This window comes from Pseudomonas sp. LB3P25 (assembly GCF_054897985.1).
Genome location: NZ_CM142711.1, coordinates 6,515,764 through 6,536,487, shown reverse-complemented (window position 1 = coordinate 6,536,487; position 20,724 = coordinate 6,515,764). Strand labels below are relative to the sequence as shown.

Annotated in this window: 34 protein-coding genes; all 34 read left to right on the top strand. The window is 54.5% G+C overall.

The annotated features are described in order from the left end of the window. The first annotated feature begins 155 nt into the window (after window positions 1-155). The 34 genes from rpsL to bfr all read left to right on the top strand — a co-directional run bounded on the left by rpsL (window position 156) and on the right by bfr (window position 20,627). Entirely contained in the window at window positions 156-527 is a 372-nt protein-coding gene (gene rpsL, locus ACYZTW_RS30170; protein WP_002555494.1) for a 30S ribosomal protein S12, read from the top strand. A 119-nt stretch (window positions 528-646) separates the two neighbouring features. Next, complete coding sequence (rpsG, locus tag ACYZTW_RS30165; RefSeq protein ID WP_010490886.1) at window positions 647-1,117, top strand: 30S ribosomal protein S7; 471 nt, start codon at window positions 647-649, stop codon at window positions 1,115-1,117. 30 nt (window positions 1,118-1,147) lie between these two features. After that, entirely contained in the window at window positions 1,148-3,250 is a 2,103-nt protein-coding gene (gene fusA, locus ACYZTW_RS30160) for an elongation factor G (protein WP_462002932.1), read from the top strand. Between the two features lie 30 nt (window positions 3,251-3,280). After that, a complete protein-coding gene (tuf, locus tag ACYZTW_RS30155; protein WP_462002931.1) occupies window positions 3,281-4,474 on the top strand; it encodes an elongation factor Tu in 1,194 nt (397 codons plus the stop codon). Between the two features lie 141 nt (window positions 4,475-4,615). After that, window positions 4,616-4,927 carry a 30S ribosomal protein S10 gene (gene rpsJ / locus ACYZTW_RS30150; protein WP_003186070.1) on the top strand — a complete coding sequence of 104 codons (312 nt, stop codon included), beginning with the start codon at window positions 4,616-4,618 and terminating at the stop codon, window positions 4,925-4,927. Window positions 4,928-5,007: 80 nt separating this feature from the next. Next, window positions 5,008-5,643 (top strand): 50S ribosomal protein L3, encoded by a 636-nt coding sequence (gene rplC, locus ACYZTW_RS30145; protein ID WP_003186059.1) that lies wholly within the window; start codon window positions 5,008-5,010, stop codon window positions 5,641-5,643. 12 nt (window positions 5,644-5,655) lie between these two features. After that, entirely contained in the window at window positions 5,656-6,258 is a 603-nt protein-coding gene (rplD, locus tag ACYZTW_RS30140; RefSeq protein ID WP_007896707.1) for a 50S ribosomal protein L4, read from the top strand. Further along, window positions 6,255-6,554, top strand: coding sequence for a 50S ribosomal protein L23 (gene rplW, locus ACYZTW_RS30135; RefSeq protein ID WP_002555488.1), 300 nt, complete (start codon window positions 6,255-6,257; stop codon window positions 6,552-6,554). The genes rplD and rplW overlap by 4 nt, the downstream gene beginning before the upstream one ends. Window positions 6,555-6,568: 14 nt before the next feature. Beyond that, complete coding sequence (rplB, locus tag ACYZTW_RS30130; RefSeq protein ID WP_003176423.1) at window positions 6,569-7,393, top strand: 50S ribosomal protein L2; 825 nt, start codon at window positions 6,569-6,571, stop codon at window positions 7,391-7,393. A gap of 16 nt (window positions 7,394-7,409) precedes the next feature. Further along, window positions 7,410-7,685: a 30S ribosomal protein S19 gene (rpsS, locus tag ACYZTW_RS30125; RefSeq protein ID WP_002555486.1), complete on the top strand. Its 276-nt coding sequence runs from the start codon at window positions 7,410-7,412 to the stop codon at window positions 7,683-7,685. 13 nt (window positions 7,686-7,698) lie between these two features. After that, entirely contained in the window at window positions 7,699-8,031 is a 333-nt protein-coding gene (rplV, locus tag ACYZTW_RS30120; protein WP_003103908.1) for a 50S ribosomal protein L22, read from the top strand. A 13-nt stretch (window positions 8,032-8,044) separates the two neighbouring features. Continuing rightward, window positions 8,045-8,731, top strand: coding sequence for a 30S ribosomal protein S3 (gene rpsC / locus ACYZTW_RS30115; protein WP_003176422.1), 687 nt, complete (start codon window positions 8,045-8,047; stop codon window positions 8,729-8,731). Window positions 8,732-8,743: 12 nt separating this feature from the next. Continuing rightward, on the top strand, window positions 8,744-9,157 hold the full coding sequence (gene rplP / locus ACYZTW_RS30110; RefSeq protein ID WP_008145497.1) for a 50S ribosomal protein L16: 414 nt from the start codon (window positions 8,744-8,746) through the stop codon (window positions 9,155-9,157). Next, window positions 9,157-9,348, top strand: coding sequence for a 50S ribosomal protein L29 (rpmC, locus tag ACYZTW_RS30105; RefSeq protein WP_008030901.1), 192 nt, complete (start codon window positions 9,157-9,159; stop codon window positions 9,346-9,348). The genes rplP and rpmC overlap by 1 nt, the downstream gene beginning before the upstream one ends. Before the next feature lie 2 nt (window positions 9,349-9,350). Beyond that, on the top strand, window positions 9,351-9,617 hold the full coding sequence (rpsQ, locus tag ACYZTW_RS30100; protein ID WP_003176419.1) for a 30S ribosomal protein S17: 267 nt from the start codon (window positions 9,351-9,353) through the stop codon (window positions 9,615-9,617). A 23-nt stretch (window positions 9,618-9,640) separates the two neighbouring features. Beyond that, the gene (gene rplN, locus ACYZTW_RS30095; protein ID WP_002555479.1) at window positions 9,641-10,009 is read left to right on the top strand and encodes a 50S ribosomal protein L14; all 369 of its coding nucleotides are present in this window, start codon (window positions 9,641-9,643) and stop codon (window positions 10,007-10,009) included. An 11-nt stretch (window positions 10,010-10,020) separates the two neighbouring features. Next, a complete protein-coding gene (rplX, locus tag ACYZTW_RS30090) occupies window positions 10,021-10,335 on the top strand; it encodes a 50S ribosomal protein L24 (RefSeq protein ID WP_008145498.1) in 315 nt (104 codons plus the stop codon). A gap of 20 nt (window positions 10,336-10,355) precedes the next feature. Continuing rightward, complete coding sequence (rplE, locus tag ACYZTW_RS30085) at window positions 10,356-10,895, top strand: 50S ribosomal protein L5 (protein ID WP_003176415.1); 540 nt, start codon at window positions 10,356-10,358, stop codon at window positions 10,893-10,895. Window positions 10,896-10,908: 13 nt separating this feature from the next. Beyond that, on the top strand, window positions 10,909-11,214 hold the full coding sequence (rpsN, locus tag ACYZTW_RS30080) for a 30S ribosomal protein S14 (protein ID WP_003176414.1): 306 nt from the start codon (window positions 10,909-10,911) through the stop codon (window positions 11,212-11,214). Between the two features lie 209 nt (window positions 11,215-11,423). Next, complete coding sequence (gene rpsH, locus ACYZTW_RS30075; RefSeq protein WP_003186040.1) at window positions 11,424-11,816, top strand: 30S ribosomal protein S8; 393 nt, start codon at window positions 11,424-11,426, stop codon at window positions 11,814-11,816. Window positions 11,817-11,828: 12 nt separating this feature from the next. Then, a complete protein-coding gene (gene rplF / locus ACYZTW_RS30070; RefSeq protein ID WP_007896774.1) occupies window positions 11,829-12,362 on the top strand; it encodes a 50S ribosomal protein L6 in 534 nt (177 codons plus the stop codon). A gap of 10 nt (window positions 12,363-12,372) precedes the next feature. After that, window positions 12,373-12,723 (top strand): 50S ribosomal protein L18, encoded by a 351-nt coding sequence (rplR, locus tag ACYZTW_RS30065; protein WP_003186037.1) that lies wholly within the window; start codon window positions 12,373-12,375, stop codon window positions 12,721-12,723. A gap of 3 nt (window positions 12,724-12,726) precedes the next feature. Next, complete coding sequence (gene rpsE, locus ACYZTW_RS30060) at window positions 12,727-13,227, top strand: 30S ribosomal protein S5 (protein WP_007943782.1); 501 nt, start codon at window positions 12,727-12,729, stop codon at window positions 13,225-13,227. A gap of 2 nt (window positions 13,228-13,229) precedes the next feature. After that, complete coding sequence (rpmD, locus tag ACYZTW_RS30055; RefSeq protein WP_003186033.1) at window positions 13,230-13,406, top strand: 50S ribosomal protein L30; 177 nt, start codon at window positions 13,230-13,232, stop codon at window positions 13,404-13,406. A 3-nt stretch (window positions 13,407-13,409) separates the two neighbouring features. Then, entirely contained in the window at window positions 13,410-13,847 is a 438-nt protein-coding gene (gene rplO, locus ACYZTW_RS30050; protein WP_007896782.1) for a 50S ribosomal protein L15, read from the top strand. Then, entirely contained in the window at window positions 13,848-15,176 is a 1,329-nt protein-coding gene (gene secY, locus ACYZTW_RS30045) for a preprotein translocase subunit SecY (protein ID WP_003228718.1), read from the top strand. A 27-nt stretch (window positions 15,177-15,203) separates the two neighbouring features. Beyond that, window positions 15,204-15,320 carry a 50S ribosomal protein L36 gene (gene rpmJ / locus ACYZTW_RS30040; protein WP_002555468.1) on the top strand — a complete coding sequence of 39 codons (117 nt, stop codon included), beginning with the start codon at window positions 15,204-15,206 and terminating at the stop codon, window positions 15,318-15,320. A 130-nt stretch (window positions 15,321-15,450) separates the two neighbouring features. Beyond that, window positions 15,451-15,807: a 30S ribosomal protein S13 gene (rpsM, locus tag ACYZTW_RS30035; protein WP_003186020.1), complete on the top strand. Its 357-nt coding sequence runs from the start codon at window positions 15,451-15,453 to the stop codon at window positions 15,805-15,807. Window positions 15,808-15,837: 30 nt separating this feature from the next. Beyond that, on the top strand, window positions 15,838-16,227 hold the full coding sequence (rpsK, locus tag ACYZTW_RS30030; RefSeq protein ID WP_002555466.1) for a 30S ribosomal protein S11: 390 nt from the start codon (window positions 15,838-15,840) through the stop codon (window positions 16,225-16,227). A gap of 18 nt (window positions 16,228-16,245) precedes the next feature. Then, complete coding sequence (rpsD, locus tag ACYZTW_RS30025) at window positions 16,246-16,866, top strand: 30S ribosomal protein S4 (protein WP_003210056.1); 621 nt, start codon at window positions 16,246-16,248, stop codon at window positions 16,864-16,866. Between the two features lie 22 nt (window positions 16,867-16,888). Next, window positions 16,889-17,890: a DNA-directed RNA polymerase subunit alpha gene (locus ACYZTW_RS30020; protein ID WP_003186012.1), complete on the top strand. Its 1,002-nt coding sequence runs from the start codon at window positions 16,889-16,891 to the stop codon at window positions 17,888-17,890. A gap of 42 nt (window positions 17,891-17,932) precedes the next feature. Beyond that, window positions 17,933-18,319: a 50S ribosomal protein L17 gene (rplQ, locus tag ACYZTW_RS30015; RefSeq protein WP_007943777.1), complete on the top strand. Its 387-nt coding sequence runs from the start codon at window positions 17,933-17,935 to the stop codon at window positions 18,317-18,319. A gap of 239 nt (window positions 18,320-18,558) precedes the next feature. Then, the gene (locus ACYZTW_RS30010; protein WP_462002930.1) at window positions 18,559-20,013 is read left to right on the top strand and encodes a catalase; all 1,455 of its coding nucleotides are present in this window, start codon (window positions 18,559-18,561) and stop codon (window positions 20,011-20,013) included. Window positions 20,014-20,162: 149 nt separating this feature from the next. Beyond that, the gene (bfr, locus tag ACYZTW_RS30005; protein WP_462002929.1) at window positions 20,163-20,627 is read left to right on the top strand and encodes a bacterioferritin; all 465 of its coding nucleotides are present in this window, start codon (window positions 20,163-20,165) and stop codon (window positions 20,625-20,627) included. Window positions 20,628-20,724: the final 97 nt, after the last annotated feature.

The window sequence follows — 20,724 nt, the reverse complement described above, 5'->3', positions numbered from 1 at the left end:
CGAGGTTGGATGAGCGGGGAGGTCGGGGCCTTGCCTTGACTGGGGACAAGATCCTCTTTAGACTCTTGTACCCCTAAATTTGGCGGGAATTCGTTCCTGCCATTTTGCTTTTCTTGCAAGACAATAGCGTCGCAAGACAACAGTGGAGCTAGTAGATGGCAACTATCAACCAGCTGGTACGTCAGCCGCGTAAGCGTATCGTCGAGAAATCCGACGTGCCTGCGCTGCAGAACTGCCCGCAACGTCGTGGCGTATGCACCCGTGTGTATACCACCACGCCGAAAAAACCTAACTCGGCACTGCGTAAAGTATGCCGTGTGCGCCTGACCAACGGTTTCGAGGTTTCCTCGTACATCGGCGGTGAAGGCCACAACCTGCAAGAGCACAGCGTGGTACTGATCCGTGGCGGTCGTGTAAAAGACTTGCCAGGCGTTCGTTACCACACCGTACGCGGTTCTTTGGATACTTCCGGCGTTAAAGGTCGTAACCAGGGTCGTTCGAAGTACGGTACCAAGAAGCCTAAGTAGTAGCGGCTTTTTGTAAAAACTGATTTTTCTATTTTTCTGAGTCGATAAGAGTAAGGTCGGAGGCGTCCCGAAAGGGCACCGATTCCGAGCGAACCTGAAGACCGTTTGAGGGCTTATCCATGCCAAGAAGACGCGTAGCAGCCAAGCGCGAAGTGCTTGACGATCCAAAATACGGAAGCCAAATCCTGGCCAAGTTCATGAACCACGTAATGGAAAGCGGCAAGAAAGCCGTTGCCGAGCGTATCGTTTATGGCGCGCTGGACAAGGTTAAAGAACGCAAGAACAGCGATCCCCTGGAAATCTTCGAGAAAGCTCTCGACGCCATCGCTCCGCTGGTCGAAGTAAAGTCGCGCCGTGTAGGTGGTGCTACTTACCAGGTTCCGGTCGAAGTTCGTCCGTCCCGTCGTAACGCCCTGGCAATGCGCTGGTTGGTAGACTTCGCCCGTAAGCGCGGCGAGAAGTCTATGGCTCTGCGTTTGGCTGGCGAACTGTTGGACGCTGCTGAAGGTAAAGGTGCTGCAGTTAAGAAGCGTGAAGACGTGCACCGTATGGCTGAAGCCAACAAGGCTTTCTCGCACTACCGCTTCTAATTTTAGCGTCACTAATTTTGCGAGGGCTTTATGGCTCGTACTACTCCGATTAACCGCTACCGTAACATCGGTATCGTTGCCCACGTGGATGCTGGTAAAACCACCACCACCGAGCGCGTCCTTTTTTACACTGGCGTAAACCACAAAATGGGCGAGGTGCATGACGGCGCCGCGACCATGGACTGGATGGTGCAGGAGCAGGAGCGTGGTATCACTATCACCTCCGCTGCAACCACGGCTTTCTGGTCGGGCTCTACAAAGCAGTTCGACAAGTATCGCTTCAACATCATCGATACCCCGGGCCACGTTGACTTCACCATTGAAGTAGAGCGCTCCTTGCGCGTACTCGATGGCGCGGTTGTTGTGTTCTGTGGTACTTCGGGTGTTGAGCCGCAGTCGGAAACCGTATGGCGTCAGGCCAACAAATACGGCGTTCCACGTCTTGTTTACGTAAACAAGATGGACCGTGCTGGCGCAAACTTCCTGCGTGTAGTCGATCAGATCAAAAAGCGTCTGGGTCACACCCCGGTGCCGATCCAATTGGCTATCGGTGCTGAAGACAACTTCCAGGGTCAGATCGATCTGATCAACATGGAAGCGGTCTATTGGGACGATGCCGACAAAGGCATGGCTCCACGTCGCGAAGCTATCCCTGCAGAACTGCAGGAACTGGCTGAAGAGTGGCGCAGCAACATGGTTGAGGCTGCTGCCGAAGCCAGCGAAGAGCTGATGAACAAGTACCTCGAAGGTGAGGAACTCACCATCGCGGAAATCAAGGGCGCTCTGCGTCAGCGTACTATCGCTGGCGAAATCGTTCTGGCTGTTTGCGGTTCTTCCTTCAAGAACAAGGGTGTTCCCCTGGTTCTCGACGCCGTTATCGACTACCTGCCTGCACCAGTCGACATTCCTGCCATCAAGGGTACTGACCCGGATGACGAGACTGTTGAAATGGAGCGTCACGCAGACGACAGCGAGCCGTTCTCGGCTCTGGCGTTCAAGATCGCTACCGACCCATTCGTGGGTACTTTGACCTTTGCTCGTGTTTACTCGGGCGTGTTGAGCTCCGGCGACGGCGTGATCAACTCGGTTAAAGGCAAGAAAGAGCGCGTGGGTCGTATGGTGCAAATGCACGCAAACACCCGTGAAGAAATCAAGGAAGTACGCGCTGGTGACATCGCGGCCTTGATCGGCATGAAGGACGTCACCACTGGTGACACTCTGTGCTCCGCTGACAAGCCAATCATCCTGGTTCGCATGGACTTCCCGGAGCCGGTTATTTCGGTTGCCGTTGAGCCTAAGACGAAGGATGACCAGGAAAAAATGGGTATCGCACTGGGCAAACTTGCTCAGGAAGATCCATCTTTCCGCGTCAAGACTGATGAAGAGACTGGTCAAACGATCATCTCCGGCATGGGCGAGTTGCACCTGGACATCCTGGTTGACCGGATGCGCCGTGAGTTCAACGTCGAAGCCAACATCGGTAAGCCTCAGGTTTCCTATCGTGAGAAGATCACGAAGAACTGCGAAATCGAAGGCAAGTTCGTTCGTCAATCCGGTGGTCGTGGCCAGTTCGGTCATTGCTGGATTCGCTTTGCTCCTGCTGACGAAGGTCAGGAAGGTCTGCAATTCGTGAACGAAGTGGTTGGTGGTGTGGTTCCAAAGGAATACATCCCGGCTATCCAGAAGGGTATCGAAGAGCAGATGAAGAACGGCGTTGTGGCCGGCTATCCGCTGATCGGCCTGAAGGCGACCGTTTTTGATGGTTCTTACCACGACGTCGACTCCAACGAGATGGCGTTTAAGGTGGCTGCTTCCATGGCTACCAAGCAACTGGCTACCAAAGGTGGCGGTGTGTTGCTTGAGCCGATCATGGCGGTAGAGGTTGTTACGCCTGAAGACTATATGGGTGACGTGATGGGCGACTTGAATCGTCGTCGCGGCATGATCTTGGGTATGGAAGACACGGTCTCCGGCAAAGTAATTCGTGCCGAAGTTCCGCTGGGTGAGATGTTCGGTTATGCGACCGACGTCCGTTCCATGTCTCAGGGTCGCGCAAGCTACTCTATGGAATTCAAAAAATATGATACGGCTCCGGCGCACATCGTCGAAGCTGTTACTAAAAAACAAGGCTGATTCAGCCCTTTAGGCAAGGAGTTAATTGTCGTGGCTAAAGAAAAATTTGACCGTACCCTCCCGCACGTCAACGTTGGCACCATCGGTCACGTCGACCACGGTAAAACCACGCTGACCGCTGCTCTGACTCGCGTCTGCTCCGAAGTTTTCGGTTCGGCCATTGTTGCTTTCGACAAAATCGACAGCGCTCCGGAAGAAAAGGCTCGTGGTATCACCATCAACACCGCGCACGTTGAATACAACTCGCTGATCCGTCACTACGCTCACGTTGACTGCCCAGGTCACGCTGACTATGTGAAGAACATGATCACCGGTGCTGCTCAGATGGACGGCGCTATCCTGGTTTGCTCGGCCGCTGATGGTCCGATGCCACAAACCCGTGAGCACATCCTGCTGTCCCGTCAGGTTGGCGTTCCGTACATCGTTGTCTTCCTGAACAAGGCTGACATGGTAGACGACGCTGAGCTGCTGGAACTGGTTGAGATGGAAGTGCGCGATCTGCTGAGCACTTACGACTTCCCAGGCGACGACACTCCGATCATCATCGGTTCGGCTCTGATGGCTCTGAACGGCCAAGACGACAACGAAATGGGCACCACTGCCGTTCGTAAGCTGGTTGAGACTCTGGACAGCTACATCCCAGATCCAGTTCGTGTTATCGACAAGCCGTTCCTGATGCCAATCGAAGACGTATTCTCGATCTCCGGTCGCGGTACTGTTGTAACTGGTCGTATCGAGCGCGGTATCGTCAAGGTTCAGGATCCACTGGAAATCGTTGGTCTGCGTGACACTACCGTCACCACCTGCACCGGTGTTGAAATGTTCCGTAAGCTGCTCGACGAAGGTCGTGCTGGCGAGAACTGCGGCGTGCTGCTGCGCGGCACCAAGCGTGACGACGTTGAGCGTGGCCAGGTTCTGGTCAAGCCGGGTTCGGTCAAGCCGCACACTACCTTCGAAGCTGAAGTGTACGTGTTGAGCAAAGAAGAAGGCGGTCGCCACACTCCGTTCTTCAAAGGCTACCGTCCACAGTTCTACTTCCGGACCACTGACGTGACCGGTAACTGCGAACTGCCGGAAGGCGTTGAAATGGTAATGCCAGGCGACAACATCAAAATGGTTGTCACCCTGATCAAAACCATCGCAATGGAAGATGGTCTGCGTTTCGCTATTCGTGAAGGCGGTCGTACCGTCGGCGCTGGCGTCGTAGCCAAAATCATCGCTTAATAAGTGATGACTTGAAAAAGCCCCCGCCTAGCGGGGGCTTTTTTATTGGGTTGACACTGTAGTAGCCCGTCTATAGAATTGCGCCTCCTTTTAACGGGCGTATTGCGCTCGCTGGGAATAGCAGCCGGAGTCTGAAATCCAATGCAAAATCAGCAAATCCGTATCAGGTTGAAGGCTTTTGACCATCGCCTGATCGACCAATCCACCCAGGAAATCGTGGAAACCGCGAAACGTACTGGTGCTCAAGTGCGTGGTCCAATTCCACTGCCTACCCGTAAAGAGCGGTTCACCGTTCTGGTCTCCCCGCACGTCAACAAAGACGCGCGTGACCAGTACGAGATCCGTACTCATAAGCGCGTTCTGGACATCGTCCAGCCAACGGATAAAACCGTTGATGCTCTTATGAAGCTTGATCTTGCGGCCGGTGTGGAAGTGCAGATCAGCCTCGGCTAAGACTCGGTCTTAGTCGTGTAACGCTCTGAAATGGGCGGCCATAGCGGGTGAAAGCCCCGTACACTCATGAGGTTTACAACATGACTATTGGTGTAGTCGGTCGTAAATGCGGTATGACCCGTATTTTCACCGAAGAAGGTGTCTCCATTCCGGTCACGGTCATTGAGATCGAGCCGAATCGCGTCACCCAGTTCAAAACTGAAGAGACCGATGGCTATCGTGCAGTGCAAGTCACTGTAGGCGAGCGTCGTGCTTCGCGTGTTACAGCTGCTCAAGCTGGCCACTTCGCTAAAGCGAACGTTGCCGCTGGTCGTACCGTAATGGAATTCCGTCTTGAAGAAGGCGAGTACCAGGCCGGCGATCTGATCAACGCTGAAATCTTCGCTGCCGGTCAACTGGTTGATGTAACCGGTCAGTCCAAGGGTAAAGGCTTCCAGGGTACGATCAAGCGTTGGAACTTCCGCGGGCAAGATAATACCCACGGTAACTCCGTGTCCCACCGCGTTCCAGGCTCTATCGGCCAGTGCCAGACTCCTGGTCGTGTATTCAAGGGCAAAAAAATGTCCGGTCATATGGGCGCTGAGCGCGTGACCGTGCAGTCCCTCGAAGTAGTGCGCGTGGACGCTGAACGCAATCTGTTGTTGGTCAAGGGCGCTGTTCCTGGCGCTACTGGCGGCAACTTGGTTGTACGTCCAGCAGCCAAGGCTCGCGGTTAAGGGGAAGCTGACATGCAATTAAATGTAAATGACGCTCAAGCGATCGAAGTTTCCGAACTGACATTTGGCGGCGAATTCAACGAGACGCTGGTTCACCAAGCAGTCGTGGCCTACATGGCCGGCGGCCGTCAAGGTAGCAAGCAGCAAAAGACCCGTTCCGACGTTCGTGGTGGCGGTAAGCGCCCATGGCGTCAGAAAGGTACTGGCCGTGCTCGTGCCGGTACTATCCGTAGCCCAATCTGGCGTGGCGGCGGTACCACTTTCGCAGCTCGTCCTCAGGATCACACCCAGAAGCTGAACAAGAAGATGTATCGCGCAGCAATGCGTTCCATCCTTGCTGAGCTGGTGCGTACTGATCGTCTGGTTGTGGTTCAGGACTTCGCTGTTGATGCACCGAAGACCAAAGATCTGCTGAACAAACTGACCGGCATGGGCCTGACTGACGTCTTGATCGTGTCTGAAGTGGTTGATCAGAACCTGTACCTGGCTGCTCGCAACCTGCCACACGTTGATGTACGTGACGTGCAAGGTTCCGATCCAGTTAGTCTGATCGCATACGACAAGGTGTTGATCACCGTGTCGGCCGTGAAGAAATTCGAGGAGCTGCTGGGATGAACCAGGAACGCGTATTTAAAGTTCTGCTTGGCCCGCACGTTTCCGAGAAGGCTACGGTTCTGGCTGACAAGAAAGGCCAGTTCGTTTTCAAGGTTGCAACTGACGCAACCAAGCTGGAAATCAAGAAGGCCGTCGAAAGCCTGTTCAGCGTGAAAGTAGAGCGTGTTACTACCCTGAATGTTCTGGGTAAGAGCAAGCGCACTGCTCGCGGTCTGGGCAAGCGTAATGACTGGAAGAAGGCAGTTATCTCCCTTCAGCCAGGCCAAGATCTCGATTTCAGCAGCAGTGCTGAGTAAGGAAGGGGTGCATCATGGCAATCGTTAAATGCAAACCGACTTCCCCTGGCCGCCGTTTTGTGGTCAAGGTGGTCAACCAGGAGCTGCATAAAGGCGCTCCTCACGCACCGCTGCTCGAGAAAAAATCGAAGACTGGTGGTCGTAACAACAATGGTCGTATTACCACTCGTCACATCGGTGGTGGCCATAAGCAGCATTATCGTCTGGTCGATTTCCGTCGCAACGACAAAGATGGCATCTCTGCCACTGTCGAGCGTATTGAATACGATCCAAACCGTACTGCTCACATCGCTCTGCTGCTGTACGCAGATGGCGAGCGTCGCTACATCATCGCCCCTAAAGGCGTGAGTGCTGGCGACCAGCTGATCGCAGGTGCTCTGGCACCGATCAAGCCGGGCAACGCTCTGCAACTGCGTAACATTCCAGTTGGTAGCACCGTACACGGCATCGAATTGAAGCCAGGTAAAGGCGCGCAAATCGCTCGTTCCGCTGGTGCTTCGGCTCAGCTGATCGCTCGTGAAGGTGTCTACGTGACCCTGCGTCTGCGTTCTGGTGAGATGCGTAAAGTGCTGGCTGAATGCCGCGCGACCCTGGGTGAAGTCTCGAACTCCGAGCACAGCCTGCGTTCGCTGGGTAAAGCTGGTGCCAAACGCTGGCGTGGCGTTCGCCCAACCGTTCGTGGTGTTGCCATGAACCCGGTTGACCACCCACATGGTGGTGGTGAAGGTCGTACCTCTGGTGGTCGTCATCCGGTATCGCCATGGGGCTTCCCGACTAAGGGCGCGAAGACTCGTGGTAATAAGCGTACCGACAAAATGATCGTCCGTCGTCGCAAGTAAATAGAGGGATACGACAGTGCCACGTTCTCTGAAAAAAGGTCCTTTTATTGATCTTCACCTACTGAAGAAGATCGAAGTGGCGGCGGAAAAGAACGATCGCAAACCAGTTAAAACCTGGTCGCGCCGTTCCATGATCCTGCCACAAATGGTCGGTTTGACCATTGCAGTGCATAACGGTCGTCAACATGTTCCAGTTCTCGTGAACGAAGACATGGTCGGCCACAAACTAGGCGAGTTTGCCGGTACCCGCACATATCGCGGGCACGTGGCAGACAAGAAAGCCAAGCGTTAAGGGGTAAGGAACGATGGAAGTAGCCGCTAAGTTGTCGGGCGCTCGAATCTCCGCCCAGAAAGCCCGCTTGGTCGCCGACCAGATCCGCGGGAAGAAGGTGGGCGAAGCGCTCAACCTGTTGGCTTTCAGCAGTAAGAAAGCCGCCGAGATCATGAAGAAAGTGCTGGAGTCGGCCGTAGCCAACGCCGAGCATAACGAAGGCGCAGACGTTGATGACCTTAAAGTCAGCACCGTTTTCGTCAACGAAGGGCGTTCGCTGAAGCGAATCATGCCACGTGCCAAAGGCCGTGCTGATCGCATCGTCAAGCGGTCTTGCCATATCACTGTCAAGGTTGCTGACAAGTAACGGAGTCGAAGAGATGGGTCAGAAAGTACATCCCATTGGCATTCGCCTGGGAATCGTCAAGGAGCACACCTCCGTCTGGTACGCAGACGGTCGGACTTATGCGGACTATTTGTTCGCTGATCTGAAGGTGCGTGAGTATCTCCAAGACAAACTAAAAAGCGCGTCCGTAAGCCGTATCGATATCCATCGTCCGGCTCAGACTGCACGTATCACCATCCACACCGCTCGTCCAGGTATCGTTATCGGGAAGAAAGGTGAAGATGTTGAGAAGCTGCGTCAGGACCTGACCAAACAAATGGGTGTGCCTGTGCACATCAATATCGAAGAAATCCGCAAGCCGGAGCTCGACGGTATGTTGGTTGCGCAGAGCGTAGCTCAGCAGCTGGAGCGTCGCGTAATGTTCCGTCGCGCTATGAAGCGCGCTGTACAGAACGCCATGCGCATTGGTGCCAAAGGCATCAAAATCCAAGTGAGCGGTCGTCTCGGCGGTGCTGAAATCGCACGTACTGAATGGTATCGCGAAGGTCGTGTGCCACTGCACACCCTGCGTGCCGACATCGACTATGCCAACTACGAAGCTCACACCACTTATGGTGTGATCGGTGTAAAGGTTTGGATCTTCAAAGGCGAAGTAATTGGTGGTCGCCAAGAAGAACTGAAACCACAAGCACCAGCGCCTCGTAAAAAAGCTGCTAAGTAAGGGGTACGCCAAATGTTGCAACCAAAGCGTACGAAGTTCCGCAAGCAGATGACAGGCCACAACCGTGGTCTGGCTCAGCGCGGTAGCAAAGTCAGCTTCGGCGAGTTCGCGCTGAAGTCTGTAGCTCGTGGTCGTCTCACCGCTCGTCAGATCGAGTCAGCGCGTCGTGCTCTGACCCGTCACGTTAAGCGTGGCGGCAAGATCTGGATCCGTGTATTCCCGGACAAGCCTATTTCCAAAAAGCCACTCGAAGTTCGGATGGGTAAAGGTAAGGGTAGTGTGGAGTACTGGGTTGCCCAGATTCAGCCAGGCAAAGTCCTGTATGAAATCGAGGGTGTTACTGAAGAGCTGGCGCGTGAGGCTTTTGCCCTGGCTGCTGCAAAGCTGCCGCTCGCCACCGCCTTTGTTAAACGGACGGTGATGTGATGAAAGCGAATGAACTTCGTGAAAAAGACGCGCCGCAGCTTAACGAGCAACTGCTCGGCCTGCTGCGCGACCAGTTCAATCTGCGCATGCAGAAAGCAACTGGCCAGTTGGGGCAGTCTCACCTGCTCCGGCAAGTTAAGCGTGACATCGCTCGCGTGAAGACTGTGCTCAAACAGCAGGCAGGTAAGTAATCATGGCTGAAGCCGAAAAAACCGTCCGTACGCTGACTGGCCGTGTTGTCAGCGACAAAATGGACAAGACCATCACCGTTCTGATCGAGCGTCGCGTTAAGCACCCGATCTACGGTAAATACGTTAAGCGTTCGACTAAGCTGCACGCGCACGACGAAACCAATCAGTGCCACATCGGCGACAAAGTCACTATTCGTGAAACTCGTCCGCTGGCCAAGACCAAGTCTTGGGCATTGGTTGATGTTCTCGAACGCGCTGTGGAAGTCTAAGGACTAGGGGTCGGAGAAATTATATGATTCAGACTCAATCCATGCTCGATGTGGCCGATAACAGCGGCGCTCGCCGTGTTATGTGCATCAAGGTGCTGGGTGGCTCCCATCGTCGTTACGCTGGTATCGGTGACATCATCAAAGTTACCGTGAAGGAAGCAATTCCTCGCGGTAAAGTGAAAAAAGGCCAAGTGATGACTGCTGTTGTAGTCCGCACTCGTCACGGCGTACGTCGTGCTGATGGCTCCATTATCCGCTTTGATGGCAACGCTGCTGTTCTTCTGAACAACAAGCAAGAGCCGATCGGCACCCGTATCTTTGGGCCAGTGACTCGTGAACTTCGTACTGAGAAGTTCATGAAGATCGTCTCGCTCGCCCCAGAAGTGCTGTAAGGAGATCCGACATGCAAAAGATTCGTCGTGACGACGAGATCATCGTGATCGCCGGCAAAGACAAAGGTAAGCGCGGTAAGGTGCTTAAGGTTCTCGCTAATAACCGTCTGGTTATTGGTGGTCTGAACCTGGTTAAGCGTCATACCAAGCCTAACCCGGCGTCGGGCGTACAAGGCGGTATCGTCGAAAAAGAAGCTCCACTGGACGCTTCTAACGTCGCCATTTTCAACGGCGAAACCAACAAGGCTGACCGCGTTGGTTTCAAAGTAGAAGACGGCAAGAAAATTCGTGTCTTCAAGTCGACCCAAAAAGCGGTTGATGCTTGAACACTGCTAGGTAGAAGACCATGGCACGACTAAAAGAGATTTACTGGAAGGAAATCGCACCGAAGCTTAAGGAAGAACTTAAGCTTTCGAACGTGATGGAAGTTCCACGCGTTACCAAAATCACCCTGAACATGGGTCTGGGCGAAGCGGTCGGTGACAAAAAAGTCATCGAGCACGCTGTTGCCGACCTGGAAAAGATCACCGGTCAGAAAGTTGTTGTGACTTACGCTCGGAAATCCATCGCTGGCTTTAAAGTCCGTGAAGGTTGGCCGATCGGCGTCAAAGTGACCCTGCGCCGTGAGCGTATGTACGAGTTCCTGGATCGTCTGCTGTCGATCTCCCTGCCTCGGGTTCGCGACTTCCGCGGCCTGAATGCCAAGTCCTTCGATGGTCGTGGTAACTACAGCATGGGCGTTAAAGAGCAGATCATCTTCCCGGAAATCGACTACGACAAGATCGATGCTCTCCGCGGTCTGGACATTACCCTGACCACCACTGCCAAGAACGATGATGAAGGTCGCGCCCTGTTGCGTGCTTTCAAATTCCCGTTCCGCAACTGATTGGAGTAGGAAAATGGCCAAGATGAGCATGAAAAACCGCGAGCTGAAGCGTCAGCTCACGGTTGCCAAGTACGCCAAAAAGCGTGCAGCACTGAAAGCTATCATCGTTGATCTGAACGCAAGTCCAGAAGCGCGTTGGGAAGCTACAGTAGCTCTGCAGAAGCAGCCACGTGACGCAAGCGCTTCGCGCATGCGTAACCGTTGCCGCCTGACCGGTCGTCCACACGGCGTTTACCGCAAGTTCGGCCTTGGCCGTAACAAACTGCGTGAAGCTGCAATGCGTGGCGACGTACCTGGTCTGGTTAAAGCCAGCTGGTAAGCACTGTCAAAGTCTCGGTGTTCGGGATCGCAAGATCCTGACCGCCGGTGACCTTGAACTTGAATCAAGCCCCTATTGGGGCTTGATTCATTTGTGGGGTGTGTCTAGAATACCCGGCTCGCCTGAGCCCGTGCTTTTTTCGCATGGATGAGCTCGGCGACAAGTAGTAGCCGCAAGGCTAATTTTTTTGTATTAGGAGCGTCTAGCCCATGAGTATGCAGGACCCGTTAGCGGACATGCTAACTCGAATCCGTAATGCCCAGATGGCTGAAAAGTCCGTCGTAAGCATGCCATCTTCTACTTTGAAGGTAGCTGTTGCCAAAGTCCTGAAGGACGAAGGTTACATTGCGGGTTATCAGATCAGCAGCGAAATCAAACCACTGCTGTCCATCGAGCTGAAGTACTTCGAAGGCCGTCCGGTCATCGAGGAAGTGAAGCGCGTTAGCCGTCCAGGCCTGCGTCAGTACAAGTCCGTCGATGATCTGCCAAAAGTTCGTGGCGGTCTCGGTGTGTCTATCGTCTCCACCAACAAAGGTGTGATGACGGATCGTGCTGCGCGCGCTGCCGGTGTCGGCGGCGAAGTTCTTTGCACTGTGTTCTAAGGGGGGATAAGCATGTCACGCGTCGCTAAGAACCCCGTTAAGCTGCCAGCCGGTGTCGAAGTAAAATTCGCAGGCCAACAGCTTTCGGTGAAGGGTGCCAAGGGCACTCTCGAACTGAACATCCATTCGTCCGTTGAGATCGTTGAAGAAGCTGGTGAGCTGCGTTTCGCTGCTCGCAATGGCGATCAACAAACTCGCGCAATGGCTGGTACCACTCGTGCGTTGGTAAACAACATGGTCCAAGGCGTAAGCCAAGGCTTCGAGCGCAAGCTCCAGCTGGTCGGTGTTGGTTACAAAGCGCAAGCAAAAGGCACAGTGCTGAACCTGGCTCTTGGCTTCTCGCACCCAGTGGATTATGAACTGCCGGAAGGCATCACCGCTGAGACTCCTAGCCAGACCGACATCCTGATCCGGGGTATCGATAAACAGCTGGTAGGTCAAGTGGCCGCCGAGATCCGCGACTTCCGTCCACCCGAGCCGTACAAAGGCAAAGGTGTGCGCTACGCGGACGAAGTCGTCCGTCGTAAAGAAGCCAAGAAGAAGTAGGGCATAGCAAATGACCGACAAAAAAGTTACTCGACTGCGTCGCGCTCGCAAAGCACGCCTGAAAATGCACGAACTCGAAGTCGTGCGTCTCTGCGTGTTCCGCTCGTCGCAGCACATCTACGCCCAGGTCATTTCGGCCGACGGCAACAAAGTCCTGGCATCTGCCTCGACTTTGGATAAAGAACTGCGTGATGGCGCCACTGGCAACATCGACGCGGCCACTAAGGTTGGCCAGCTGGTCGCTACGCGTGCTAAAGCCGCTGGCGTCTCGCAGGTGGCTTTCGACCGCTCTGGCTTCAAGTACCATGGCCGCGTCAAGGCGCTGGCTGATGCTGCTCGTGAAGCTGGGCTGGAGTTCTAAGTTATGTCAAATAACGACCAAAAGCGCGACGAAGGCTACATCGAGAAGCTGGTTCAAGTTAACCGCGTAGCCAAAACCGTTAAAGGCGGCCGTATCTTCACTTTCACCGCGTTGACCGTGGTGGGTGATGGTAAAGGGCGTGTTGGCTTCGGCCGTGGCAAGTCGCGTGAAGTGCCTGCTGCGATCCAGAAGGCAATGGAAGCTGCTCGCCGCAACATGATCCAAGTTGATCTGAACGGCACCACTCTGCAGTACGCAATGAAGTCCGGTCACGGCGCTTCGAAGGTGTACATGCAGCCTGCTTCTGAAGGTACCGGTATCATCGCTGGCGGCGCTATGCGTGCTGTCCTCGAAGTTGCTGGCGTTCAGAACGTTCTGGCCAAGTGCTACGGCTCGACTAACCCGGTAAACGTGGTTCACGCCACTTTCAAAGGTTTGAAAGCTATGCAGTCTCCTGAATCCATTGCCGCCAAGCGTGGCAAAAGCGTCAAGGAGATCTTCTGATCATGGCTACCGTTAAAGTTACGCTGATCAAAAGCATGACCGGCCGCATCCCTAACCACAAACTGTGCGTTAAGGGTCTGGGTCTGCGTCGCATCGGTCACACTGTAGAAGTACTTGATACTCCCGAGAATCGCGGGATGATCAACAAGGCTTACTACATGCTGCGTGTCGAGGGTTAATCGATGAAACTCAATGATCTGAGTCCAGCGCCGGGTTCCCGTCGCGAAAAGCATCGTCCGGGCCGTGGTATCGGTAGTGGTTTGGGCAAGACCGGTGGCCGTGGCCACAAAGGTCAGTCCTCCCGCTCCGGTGGCACCATTGCTCCAGGCTTTGAAGGCGGTCAACAGCCGCTGCATCGTCGCCTGCCGAAGTTCGGTTTCGTTTCCCTGAAAGCCATGGACCGCGCAGAAGTGCGTCTGTCCGAGCTGGCTAAAGTGGAAGGCGACATCGTCACCGTGCAGTCCCTGAAAGATGCCAACGTGATCAACGTCAACGTACAGCGTGTGAAAATCATGCTGTCCGGCGAAGTTACTCGCGCTGTCACCATCGGAAAGGGAATCGGCGCCACCAAAGGTGCGCGTGCGGCTATCGAAGCAGCTGGCGGCAAGTTCGAGGAATAAATGGCTAAGCAAGGTGCTCTCTCTGCGCTCGGCAAAGGCGGTATGTCTGAACTCTGGGCTCGTCTGCGTTTTCTGTTCCTGGCGATTATCGTCTACCGAATAGGCGCACACATCCCGGTTCCAGGTATCAACCCGGACCGACTCGCGGACCTGTTTCGACAGAATGAGGGGACCATTCTTAGCTTGTTCAACATGTTTTCCGGCGGCGCGCTGGAGCGGATGAGCATCTTTGCACTGGGGATCATGCCGTACATTTCGGCATCGATCATCATGCAGCTGATGACCGCCGTCAGCCCGCAGCTGGAACAGTTGAAGAAGGAAGGTGAAGCTGGCCGTCGCAAGATCAGCCAGTACACCCGCTACGGCACTGTAGTTCTCGCTCTCGTTCAGGCAATTGGCATGTCCATTGGTCTGGCAGGGCAGGGCGTTGCGTTCACTGGTGACTTTGGCTTCCATTTCGTCGCAGTATCCACTTTTGTGGCTGGTGCGATGTTCATGATGTGGCTGGGTGAGCAGATTACTGAGCGTGGTGTTGGCAACGGTATCTCGATGTTGATTTTTTCGGGTATCGTCGCCGGTCTTCCGAGAGCGATCGGGCAGTCTTTCGAGTCTGCACGTCAGGGTGATATCAACATCTTCGCCTTGGTTGCCATCGGTTTGCTGGCAGTAGCGATTATCGGTTTTGTGGTGTTCATTGAGCGTGGTCAGCGTCGTATTGCTGTTCACTACGCCAAGCGTCAGCAGGGCCGCAAGGTCTTCGCTGCGCAGACTAGCCACTTGCCGCTGAAGGTGAACATGGCCGGTGTTATTCCGGCCATTTTCGCGAGCAGCATTTTGCTGTTCCCGGCTTCGTTGGGTGCCTGGTTCGGCCAGTCTGAAGGTATGGGCTGGTTGCAGGACATCTCGCAGTCGATCGCTCCTGGTCAGCCGTTGAATATTCTGCTGTTTAGTGCAGGGATTATTTTCTTCTGCTTCTTCTATACGGCGTTGATGTTCAATCCGAAAGACGTAGCGGAAAACCTGAAGAAGTCCGGTGCCTTTATTCCGGGCATCCGTCCAGGCGAGCAGTCTGCGCGCTACATTGATGGCGTTCTGACTCGCTTAACCATGTTCGGTGCTCTTTACATGACGGCCGTGTGCCTGTTGCCCCAGTTCCTGGTGGTTGCAGCAAACGTACCGTTCTACCTTGGCGGGACCTCGTTGCTGATCGTCGTCGTGGTTGTGATGGACTTCATGTCCCAAGTACAATCGCACCTCGTTTCGCACCAGTACGAATCCCTGATGAAGAAAGCCAACCTGAAGGGTTACGGCAGCGGCATGTTGCGCTGAGTACCCATAAGGTTCGAGGAGTTGGTGATGAAAGTTCGTGCATCGGTGAAAAAGCTGTGCCGTAACTGCAAGATTATTCGCCGCGAAGGTGTTGTTCGAGTAATTTGCAGCGCGGAACCGCGTCACAAACAGCGCCAAGGCTGAGTGTGATTGTGCTTCAAGCCCGGCAGCTAGTGCGCTGCCGGGTTGATTATTTGTTATTACAGCGATATTATCTCGCGCCCTATTTCTTGGCTTCCGGGGCGTAGGTAGCTGTCAATTGGAGTCCCACTGAATGGCCCGTATTGCAGGCGTTAACATTCCAGATAACAAGCATACTGTTATCTCGCTGACCTACATCTATGGTGTTGGTCGCACTACTGCACAGAAGATCTGTGCAGTGACTGGGGTAAACCCAGCCGCAAAGATCAAAGATCTGAGCGACGAGCAGATTGAACAGCTGCGTGGCGAAGTGGCGAAGTTCACCACTGAAGGTGACCTGCGTCGCGAAATCAACATGAAAATCAAGCGTTTGATGGACCTCGGTTGCTATCGCGGTCTGCGTCATCGTCGTGGTCTTCCAGTGCGCGGTCAGCGTACCAAGACTAACGCGCGTACCCGTAAAGGTCCGCGTAAGCCGATCCGCAAGTAATCGCCCCAGCGAATCGACAGGAAATTAATCATGGCTAAACCTGCTGCTCGTCCTCGTAAAAAAGTCAAAAAGACAGTGGTTGATGGCATCGCCCACATCCACGCGTCTTTTAACAACACAATCGTGACCATCACCGACCGTCAAGGTAACGCTCTTTCCTGGGCTACCTCCGGTGGTTCGGGTTTCCGCGGTTCCCGCAAGTCCACCCCGTTTGCTGCTCAAGTAGCTGCTGAACGTGCTGGTCAAGCTGCGCTGGAATACGGCCTGAAAAACCTCGACGTTAACGTCAAAGGTCCAGGTCCAGGTCGTGAATCTGCAGTCCGCGCTTTGAACGGCTGTGGCTACAAGATCGCCAGCATCACCGACGTGACGCCAATCCCGCACAACGGGTGCCGTCCGCCGAAGAAGCGCCGCGTGTAATCCAGGAGATTGTAAAGAATGGCTCGTTACATTGGTCCAAAATGCAAACTCGCTCGTCGCGAAGGCACCGATCTCTTCTTGAAGAGCGGCGTGCGCGCGATCGAATCGAAGTGCAACATTGAAGCAGCACCTGGTATCCACGGCCAACGCCGCGGTCGCCAGTCCGATTACGGCACCCAACTGCGTGAAAAGCAGAAGGTCCGTCGTATCTACGGCGTTCTCGAGCGTCAATTCAGCGGCTACTACAAAGAAGCTGCTGGCAAGAAAGGTGCAACTGGCGAAAACCTGTTGCAACTGCTCGAATGCCGTTTGGACAACGTTGTATACCGTATGGGTTTTGGCTCTACTCGTGCCGAATCCCGTCAGCTGGTATCGCACAAATCCGTAAGCGTTAACGGTCAGACCGTAAACGTACCTTCGTACCAGGTTCGTGCTGGTGACGTGGTCGCGATTCGCGAGAAAGCAAAGAACCAACTTCGCATTGTCCAAGCTCTCGATCTGTGTGCCCAACGTGGCCGCGTAGAATGGGTAGAAGTAGACACTGAGAAGAAGTCGGGCGTTTTCAAGAACGTTCCAGCTCGCAGTGATCTGTCCGCCGACATCAACGAAAGCCTGATTGTCGAGCTCTACTCCAAGTAAGGGCTAGAAAATAGGTGCATCCATGCAGATTTCGGTAAATGAGTTCCTGACACCCCGCCATATTGATGTGCAGGTTGTCAGTCCAACCCGCGCCAAGATCACTCTCGAGCCTCTCGAGCGTGGTTTCGGCCACACCCTGGGCAACGCGCTGCGACGCATCCTGTTGTCCTCAATGCCCGGCTGCGCAGTAGTCGAGGCCGAGATTGACGGTGTGCTCCATGAGTACAGCGCCATCGAAGGTGTACAGGAAGACGTAATTGAAATCCTGTTGAACCTTAAAGGTCTGGCTATCAAGCTGCACGGCCGTGACGAAGTTACGCTGACCTTGTCGAAGAAGGGTTCGGGGGTGGTTACCGCTGCCGATATTCAGCTGGATCATGATGTCGAGATCGTTAACCCCGATCACGTAATCGCTAACCTGGCGTCTAACGGCGCCCTGAACATGAAGCTCACCGTAGCTCGTGGTCGTGGTTATGAACCGGCAGACTCGCGTCAGAGCGATGAAGACGAAAGCCGCAGCATCGGTCGCTTGCAGCTTGACTCTTCGTTCAGCCCGGTTCGCCGTATCGCATACGTGGTGGAAAACGCCCGTGTCGAGCAGCGTACTAACCTGGACAAGCTGGTTATTGATCTGGAAACCAACGGTACTCTGGATCCTGAAGAGGCAATTCGCCGCGCTGCAACCATTCTGCAACAGCAGTTGGCTGCGTTCGTCGACCTCAAAGGTGACAGTGAGCCAGTGGTTGTCGAGCAGGAAGACGAGATTGATCCGATCCTGCTTCGCCCGGTTGACGATCTGGAACTGACTGTACGTTCGGCTAACTGCCTTAAGGCGGAAAACATCTACTACATCGGTGACCTGATTCAGCGTACCGAAGTAGAGCTGTTGAAGACTCCGAACCTTGGCAAGAAATCCTTGACTGAAATCAAGGACGTTCTGGCCTCCCGCGGTCTGTCCCTCGGCATGCGCCTCGACAACTGGCCGCCTGCAAGTCTTAAGAAGGACGACAAGGCGACTGCCTGATCGTCGTAATCACCGAACGTTGTGTTTGGTAAGGAATGAACCATGCGTCATCGTAAAAGTGGTCGTCACCTGAGCCGCACCAGCTCGCACCGCAAGGCCATGTTTCAAAACATGGCGGTGTCGCTGTTCGAGCACGAGCTGATCAAAACTACACTGCCAAAAGCTAAAGAACTGCGTCGCGTTGCTGAGCCGCTGATCACTTTGGCCAAGACAGACAGCCTGGCTAACCGCCGTCTGGCTTTCGACCGTACTCGTTCGAAAGCTATCGTTGGTAAGCTCTTCAACGACCTGGGCAAGCGTTATGCTACCCGTGAGGGTGGCTACCTGCGCATCCTCAAGTGCGGCTTCCGCACTGGCGACAACGCGCCTATGGCGTACGTCGAGTTGGTTGATCGTGCTACCGGCGGTGAAGCTGTATCCGCTGAGTAAGACGTCAGTCTGAAACGAAGAACCGGGCCTAGTGCCCGGTTTTTTGTGCCCGTAAGAAACGCGCTGTTTATACAAGCTTCCCTGCGGTCCATGCCGTCATGATGTGAACGGGGCTGTTGGTAGTATTTTTCTATTGATCTCTGCAAATTAATGAATTTGTAGCCTTCCTGATCAATGGTCAATACTCCGTTCCAAGCCGATTAGCCGGCAGTTCAAAAACTGACAAAGGAAGAGATCGCATGAGCCAAAATAAAACGCTTACCACCGCCAGTGGCGCTCCTGTCGCCGACAACCAGAATTCCCGTTCCGCCGGCCCGCGTGGCCCGCTGCTACTCGACGACTTCCACCTGATCGAGAAGCTTGCCCACTTCAACCGTGAAAACATCCCTGAGCGCCGTGTACACGCCAAAGGTTCGGGTGCTTACGGTACGTTCACCGTAACTCGGGATATCACCGAGTACACCAGCGCCAAACTGTTTGAATCTGTTGGTAAGCAAACCCCAACCTTCCTGCGGTTTTCCACCGTGGGCGGCGAGCGCGGTTCGGCCGACACCGAGCGCGATCCACGTGGCTTTGCCCTGAAGTTCTACACCGAAGAAGGTAACTGGGACATCGTCGGTAACAACACACCAGTGTTCTTCATTCGCGATCCTCTGAAATTCCCCGACTTTATTCACACCCAGAAACGTCTGCCACAAAGCAACCTGAAAAGCGCGCAAATGATGTGGGACTTCTGGTCGCACTCACCTGAGGCGTTGCACCAGGTCACCATTCTGTTCTCGGATCGCGGCATTCCTGATGGCTACCGTCACATGCACGGCTTCGGCAGCCACACTTACAGCCTGATCAACGCCAATGGCGAGCGTCACTGGGTGAAGTGGCACTACAAGACCAAGCAAGGAATCAAAAACCTGGCGCCGGCAGAAGCGGCACGCTTGGCCGGTACCGATCCGGATTACGCACAGCGTGATCTGTTCGGCGCGATTGAGCGCGGTGATTTCCCGAAATGGCGCGTGTGCATCCAGATCATGACCGAGGATCAGGCCGCAGCGCACTACGAGAACCCGTTTGACGTGACCAAGACCTGGTCGCAGAAAGAGTTTCCGCTGATCGAAGTGGGCGAGCTGGAGCTTAACCGCAACCCGCAGAATTATTTTGCTGAAGTCGAGCAAGCGGCGTTCGGTCCGAGCAACATGGTCCCGGGTGTCGGTTTGTCGCCTGACCGCATGCTGCAAGGTCGAGTGTTCGCTTACGCTGATGCTCACCGTTACCGCATTGGCACCAACCACCAGCAATTGCCGGTGAACGCGCCTCGCAGCCCGGTAAACAGCTATCAGCGCGATGGTTCGATGGCGTTTGGCAGCAATGGCGGTGCGGCACCTAACTATGAGCCGAACAGCTACGTCGAATCGCCGAAACAAGCGCCTCGCTATGCTGAGCCAGCGCTGGCACTGAGCGGCGCGGCTGATCGTTACGATCATCGTGAAGATACCGATTACTACAGCCATGCGGGGGCGCTGTTCCGCCTGATGAATGATGAGCAGAAAACCCTGCTGATCAACAACATTGCCGGCGCCATGGCGGGGGTGTCCGGTGACGTGGTTGATCGTCAACTGCAGCACTTCTTCAGGGCTGACCCGGCGTACGGAGAAGCAATCGCAAAGGCGTTGGGCGTACAGCTTAACGAAGTCTAAACGAGAAGCAGAACCGCCCTTATTTGGGCGGTTTTTGCGTTATTTGAACCACATTTCTCAGAATTTCTTCGCTTTTATCGCGCAAACGAAGTGACCAGGCAGTCGGCTTGGTTCAAACTACAGACTTTCAAGCAGGGAGATGTAGGGCGATGCAAGGCCACCCAGACGTAATCGATTACCTCAACACGTTGCTGACCGGCGAACTGGCGGCGCGTGATCAATATTTCATCCATTCGCGGATGTACGAGGACTGGGGTTTCACCGAGCTCTACGAACGTATCAACCACGAGATGGAAGAAGAGGCGCAGCACGCTGACGCCTTGATGCGCCGGATTCTGATGCTCGAAGGCACGCCACGCATGCGTCCCGACGATCTGGATGTCGGCACCACAGTGCCTGACATGCTCGCCGCTGACTTGCGACTGGAATACAAAGTCCGCGCCGCACTCTGCAAGGGTATCGAGCTTTGCGAGCTGCACAAGGACTACGTCAGCCGCGAGATGCTGCGTATCCAGCTAAACGACACCGAAGAAGATCACACCTACTGGCTTGAGAAGCAGCTGGGTCTGATCAAGTTGATCGGTCTGAAGAATTACCTGCAATCGCAGTGCTGATGCTGCTGACCTGTAGGAGCCAAGCTTGCCGGCGATGGCGTCCTTGAGATCGCTATCGCAAGCAAGCTTGGCTCCTACAGGATTAAATACAAAAAGC

Excerpts from the sequence above, each read along its gene's own strand:
- rpsL (WP_002555494.1), top strand. The coding sequence starts at position 156 with ATGGCAACTATCAACCAGCTGGTACGTCAGCCGCGTAAGCGTATCGTC.
- rpsG (WP_010490886.1), top strand. The coding sequence starts at position 647 with ATGCCAAGAAGACGCGTAGCAGCCAAGCGCGAAGTGCTTGACGATCCA.
- fusA (WP_462002932.1), top strand. The coding sequence starts at position 1,148 with ATGGCTCGTACTACTCCGATTAACCGCTACCGTAACATCGGTATCGTT.
- rpsJ (WP_003186070.1), top strand. The coding sequence starts at position 4,616 with ATGCAAAATCAGCAAATCCGTATCAGGTTGAAGGCTTTTGACCATCGC.
- rplC (WP_003186059.1), top strand. The coding sequence starts at position 5,008 with ATGACTATTGGTGTAGTCGGTCGTAAATGCGGTATGACCCGTATTTTC.
- rplD (WP_007896707.1), top strand. The coding sequence starts at position 5,656 with ATGCAATTAAATGTAAATGACGCTCAAGCGATCGAAGTTTCCGAACTG.
- rplW (WP_002555488.1), top strand. The coding sequence starts at position 6,255 with ATGAACCAGGAACGCGTATTTAAAGTTCTGCTTGGCCCGCACGTTTCC.
- rplB (WP_003176423.1), top strand. The coding sequence starts at position 6,569 with ATGGCAATCGTTAAATGCAAACCGACTTCCCCTGGCCGCCGTTTTGTG.
- rplV (WP_003103908.1), top strand. The coding sequence starts at position 7,699 with ATGGAAGTAGCCGCTAAGTTGTCGGGCGCTCGAATCTCCGCCCAGAAA.
- rpsC (WP_003176422.1), top strand. The coding sequence starts at position 8,045 with ATGGGTCAGAAAGTACATCCCATTGGCATTCGCCTGGGAATCGTCAAG.
- rplP (WP_008145497.1), top strand. The coding sequence starts at position 8,744 with ATGTTGCAACCAAAGCGTACGAAGTTCCGCAAGCAGATGACAGGCCAC.
- rpmC (WP_008030901.1), top strand. The coding sequence starts at position 9,157 with ATGAAAGCGAATGAACTTCGTGAAAAAGACGCGCCGCAGCTTAACGAG.
- rpsQ (WP_003176419.1), top strand. The coding sequence starts at position 9,351 with ATGGCTGAAGCCGAAAAAACCGTCCGTACGCTGACTGGCCGTGTTGTC.
- rplN (WP_002555479.1), top strand. The coding sequence starts at position 9,641 with ATGATTCAGACTCAATCCATGCTCGATGTGGCCGATAACAGCGGCGCT.
- rplX (WP_008145498.1), top strand. The coding sequence starts at position 10,021 with ATGCAAAAGATTCGTCGTGACGACGAGATCATCGTGATCGCCGGCAAA.
- rplE (WP_003176415.1), top strand. The coding sequence starts at position 10,356 with ATGGCACGACTAAAAGAGATTTACTGGAAGGAAATCGCACCGAAGCTT.
- rpsN (WP_003176414.1), top strand. The coding sequence starts at position 10,909 with ATGGCCAAGATGAGCATGAAAAACCGCGAGCTGAAGCGTCAGCTCACG.
- rpsH (WP_003186040.1), top strand. The coding sequence starts at position 11,424 with ATGAGTATGCAGGACCCGTTAGCGGACATGCTAACTCGAATCCGTAAT.
- rplF (WP_007896774.1), top strand. The coding sequence starts at position 11,829 with ATGTCACGCGTCGCTAAGAACCCCGTTAAGCTGCCAGCCGGTGTCGAA.
- rplR (WP_003186037.1), top strand. The coding sequence starts at position 12,373 with ATGACCGACAAAAAAGTTACTCGACTGCGTCGCGCTCGCAAAGCACGC.
- rpsE (WP_007943782.1), top strand. The coding sequence starts at position 12,727 with ATGTCAAATAACGACCAAAAGCGCGACGAAGGCTACATCGAGAAGCTG.
- rpmD (WP_003186033.1), top strand. The coding sequence starts at position 13,230 with ATGGCTACCGTTAAAGTTACGCTGATCAAAAGCATGACCGGCCGCATC.
- rplO (WP_007896782.1), top strand. The coding sequence starts at position 13,410 with ATGAAACTCAATGATCTGAGTCCAGCGCCGGGTTCCCGTCGCGAAAAG.
- secY (WP_003228718.1), top strand. The coding sequence starts at position 13,848 with ATGGCTAAGCAAGGTGCTCTCTCTGCGCTCGGCAAAGGCGGTATGTCT.
- rpmJ (WP_002555468.1), top strand. The coding sequence starts at position 15,204 with ATGAAAGTTCGTGCATCGGTGAAAAAGCTGTGCCGTAACTGCAAGATT.
- rpsM (WP_003186020.1), top strand. The coding sequence starts at position 15,451 with ATGGCCCGTATTGCAGGCGTTAACATTCCAGATAACAAGCATACTGTT.
- rpsK (WP_002555466.1), top strand. The coding sequence starts at position 15,838 with ATGGCTAAACCTGCTGCTCGTCCTCGTAAAAAAGTCAAAAAGACAGTG.
- rpsD (WP_003210056.1), top strand. The coding sequence starts at position 16,246 with ATGGCTCGTTACATTGGTCCAAAATGCAAACTCGCTCGTCGCGAAGGC.
- ACYZTW_RS30020 (WP_003186012.1), top strand. The coding sequence starts at position 16,889 with ATGCAGATTTCGGTAAATGAGTTCCTGACACCCCGCCATATTGATGTG.
- rplQ (WP_007943777.1), top strand. The coding sequence starts at position 17,933 with ATGCGTCATCGTAAAAGTGGTCGTCACCTGAGCCGCACCAGCTCGCAC.
- ACYZTW_RS30010 (WP_462002930.1), top strand. The coding sequence starts at position 18,559 with ATGAGCCAAAATAAAACGCTTACCACCGCCAGTGGCGCTCCTGTCGCC.
- bfr (WP_462002929.1), top strand. The coding sequence starts at position 20,163 with ATGCAAGGCCACCCAGACGTAATCGATTACCTCAACACGTTGCTGACC.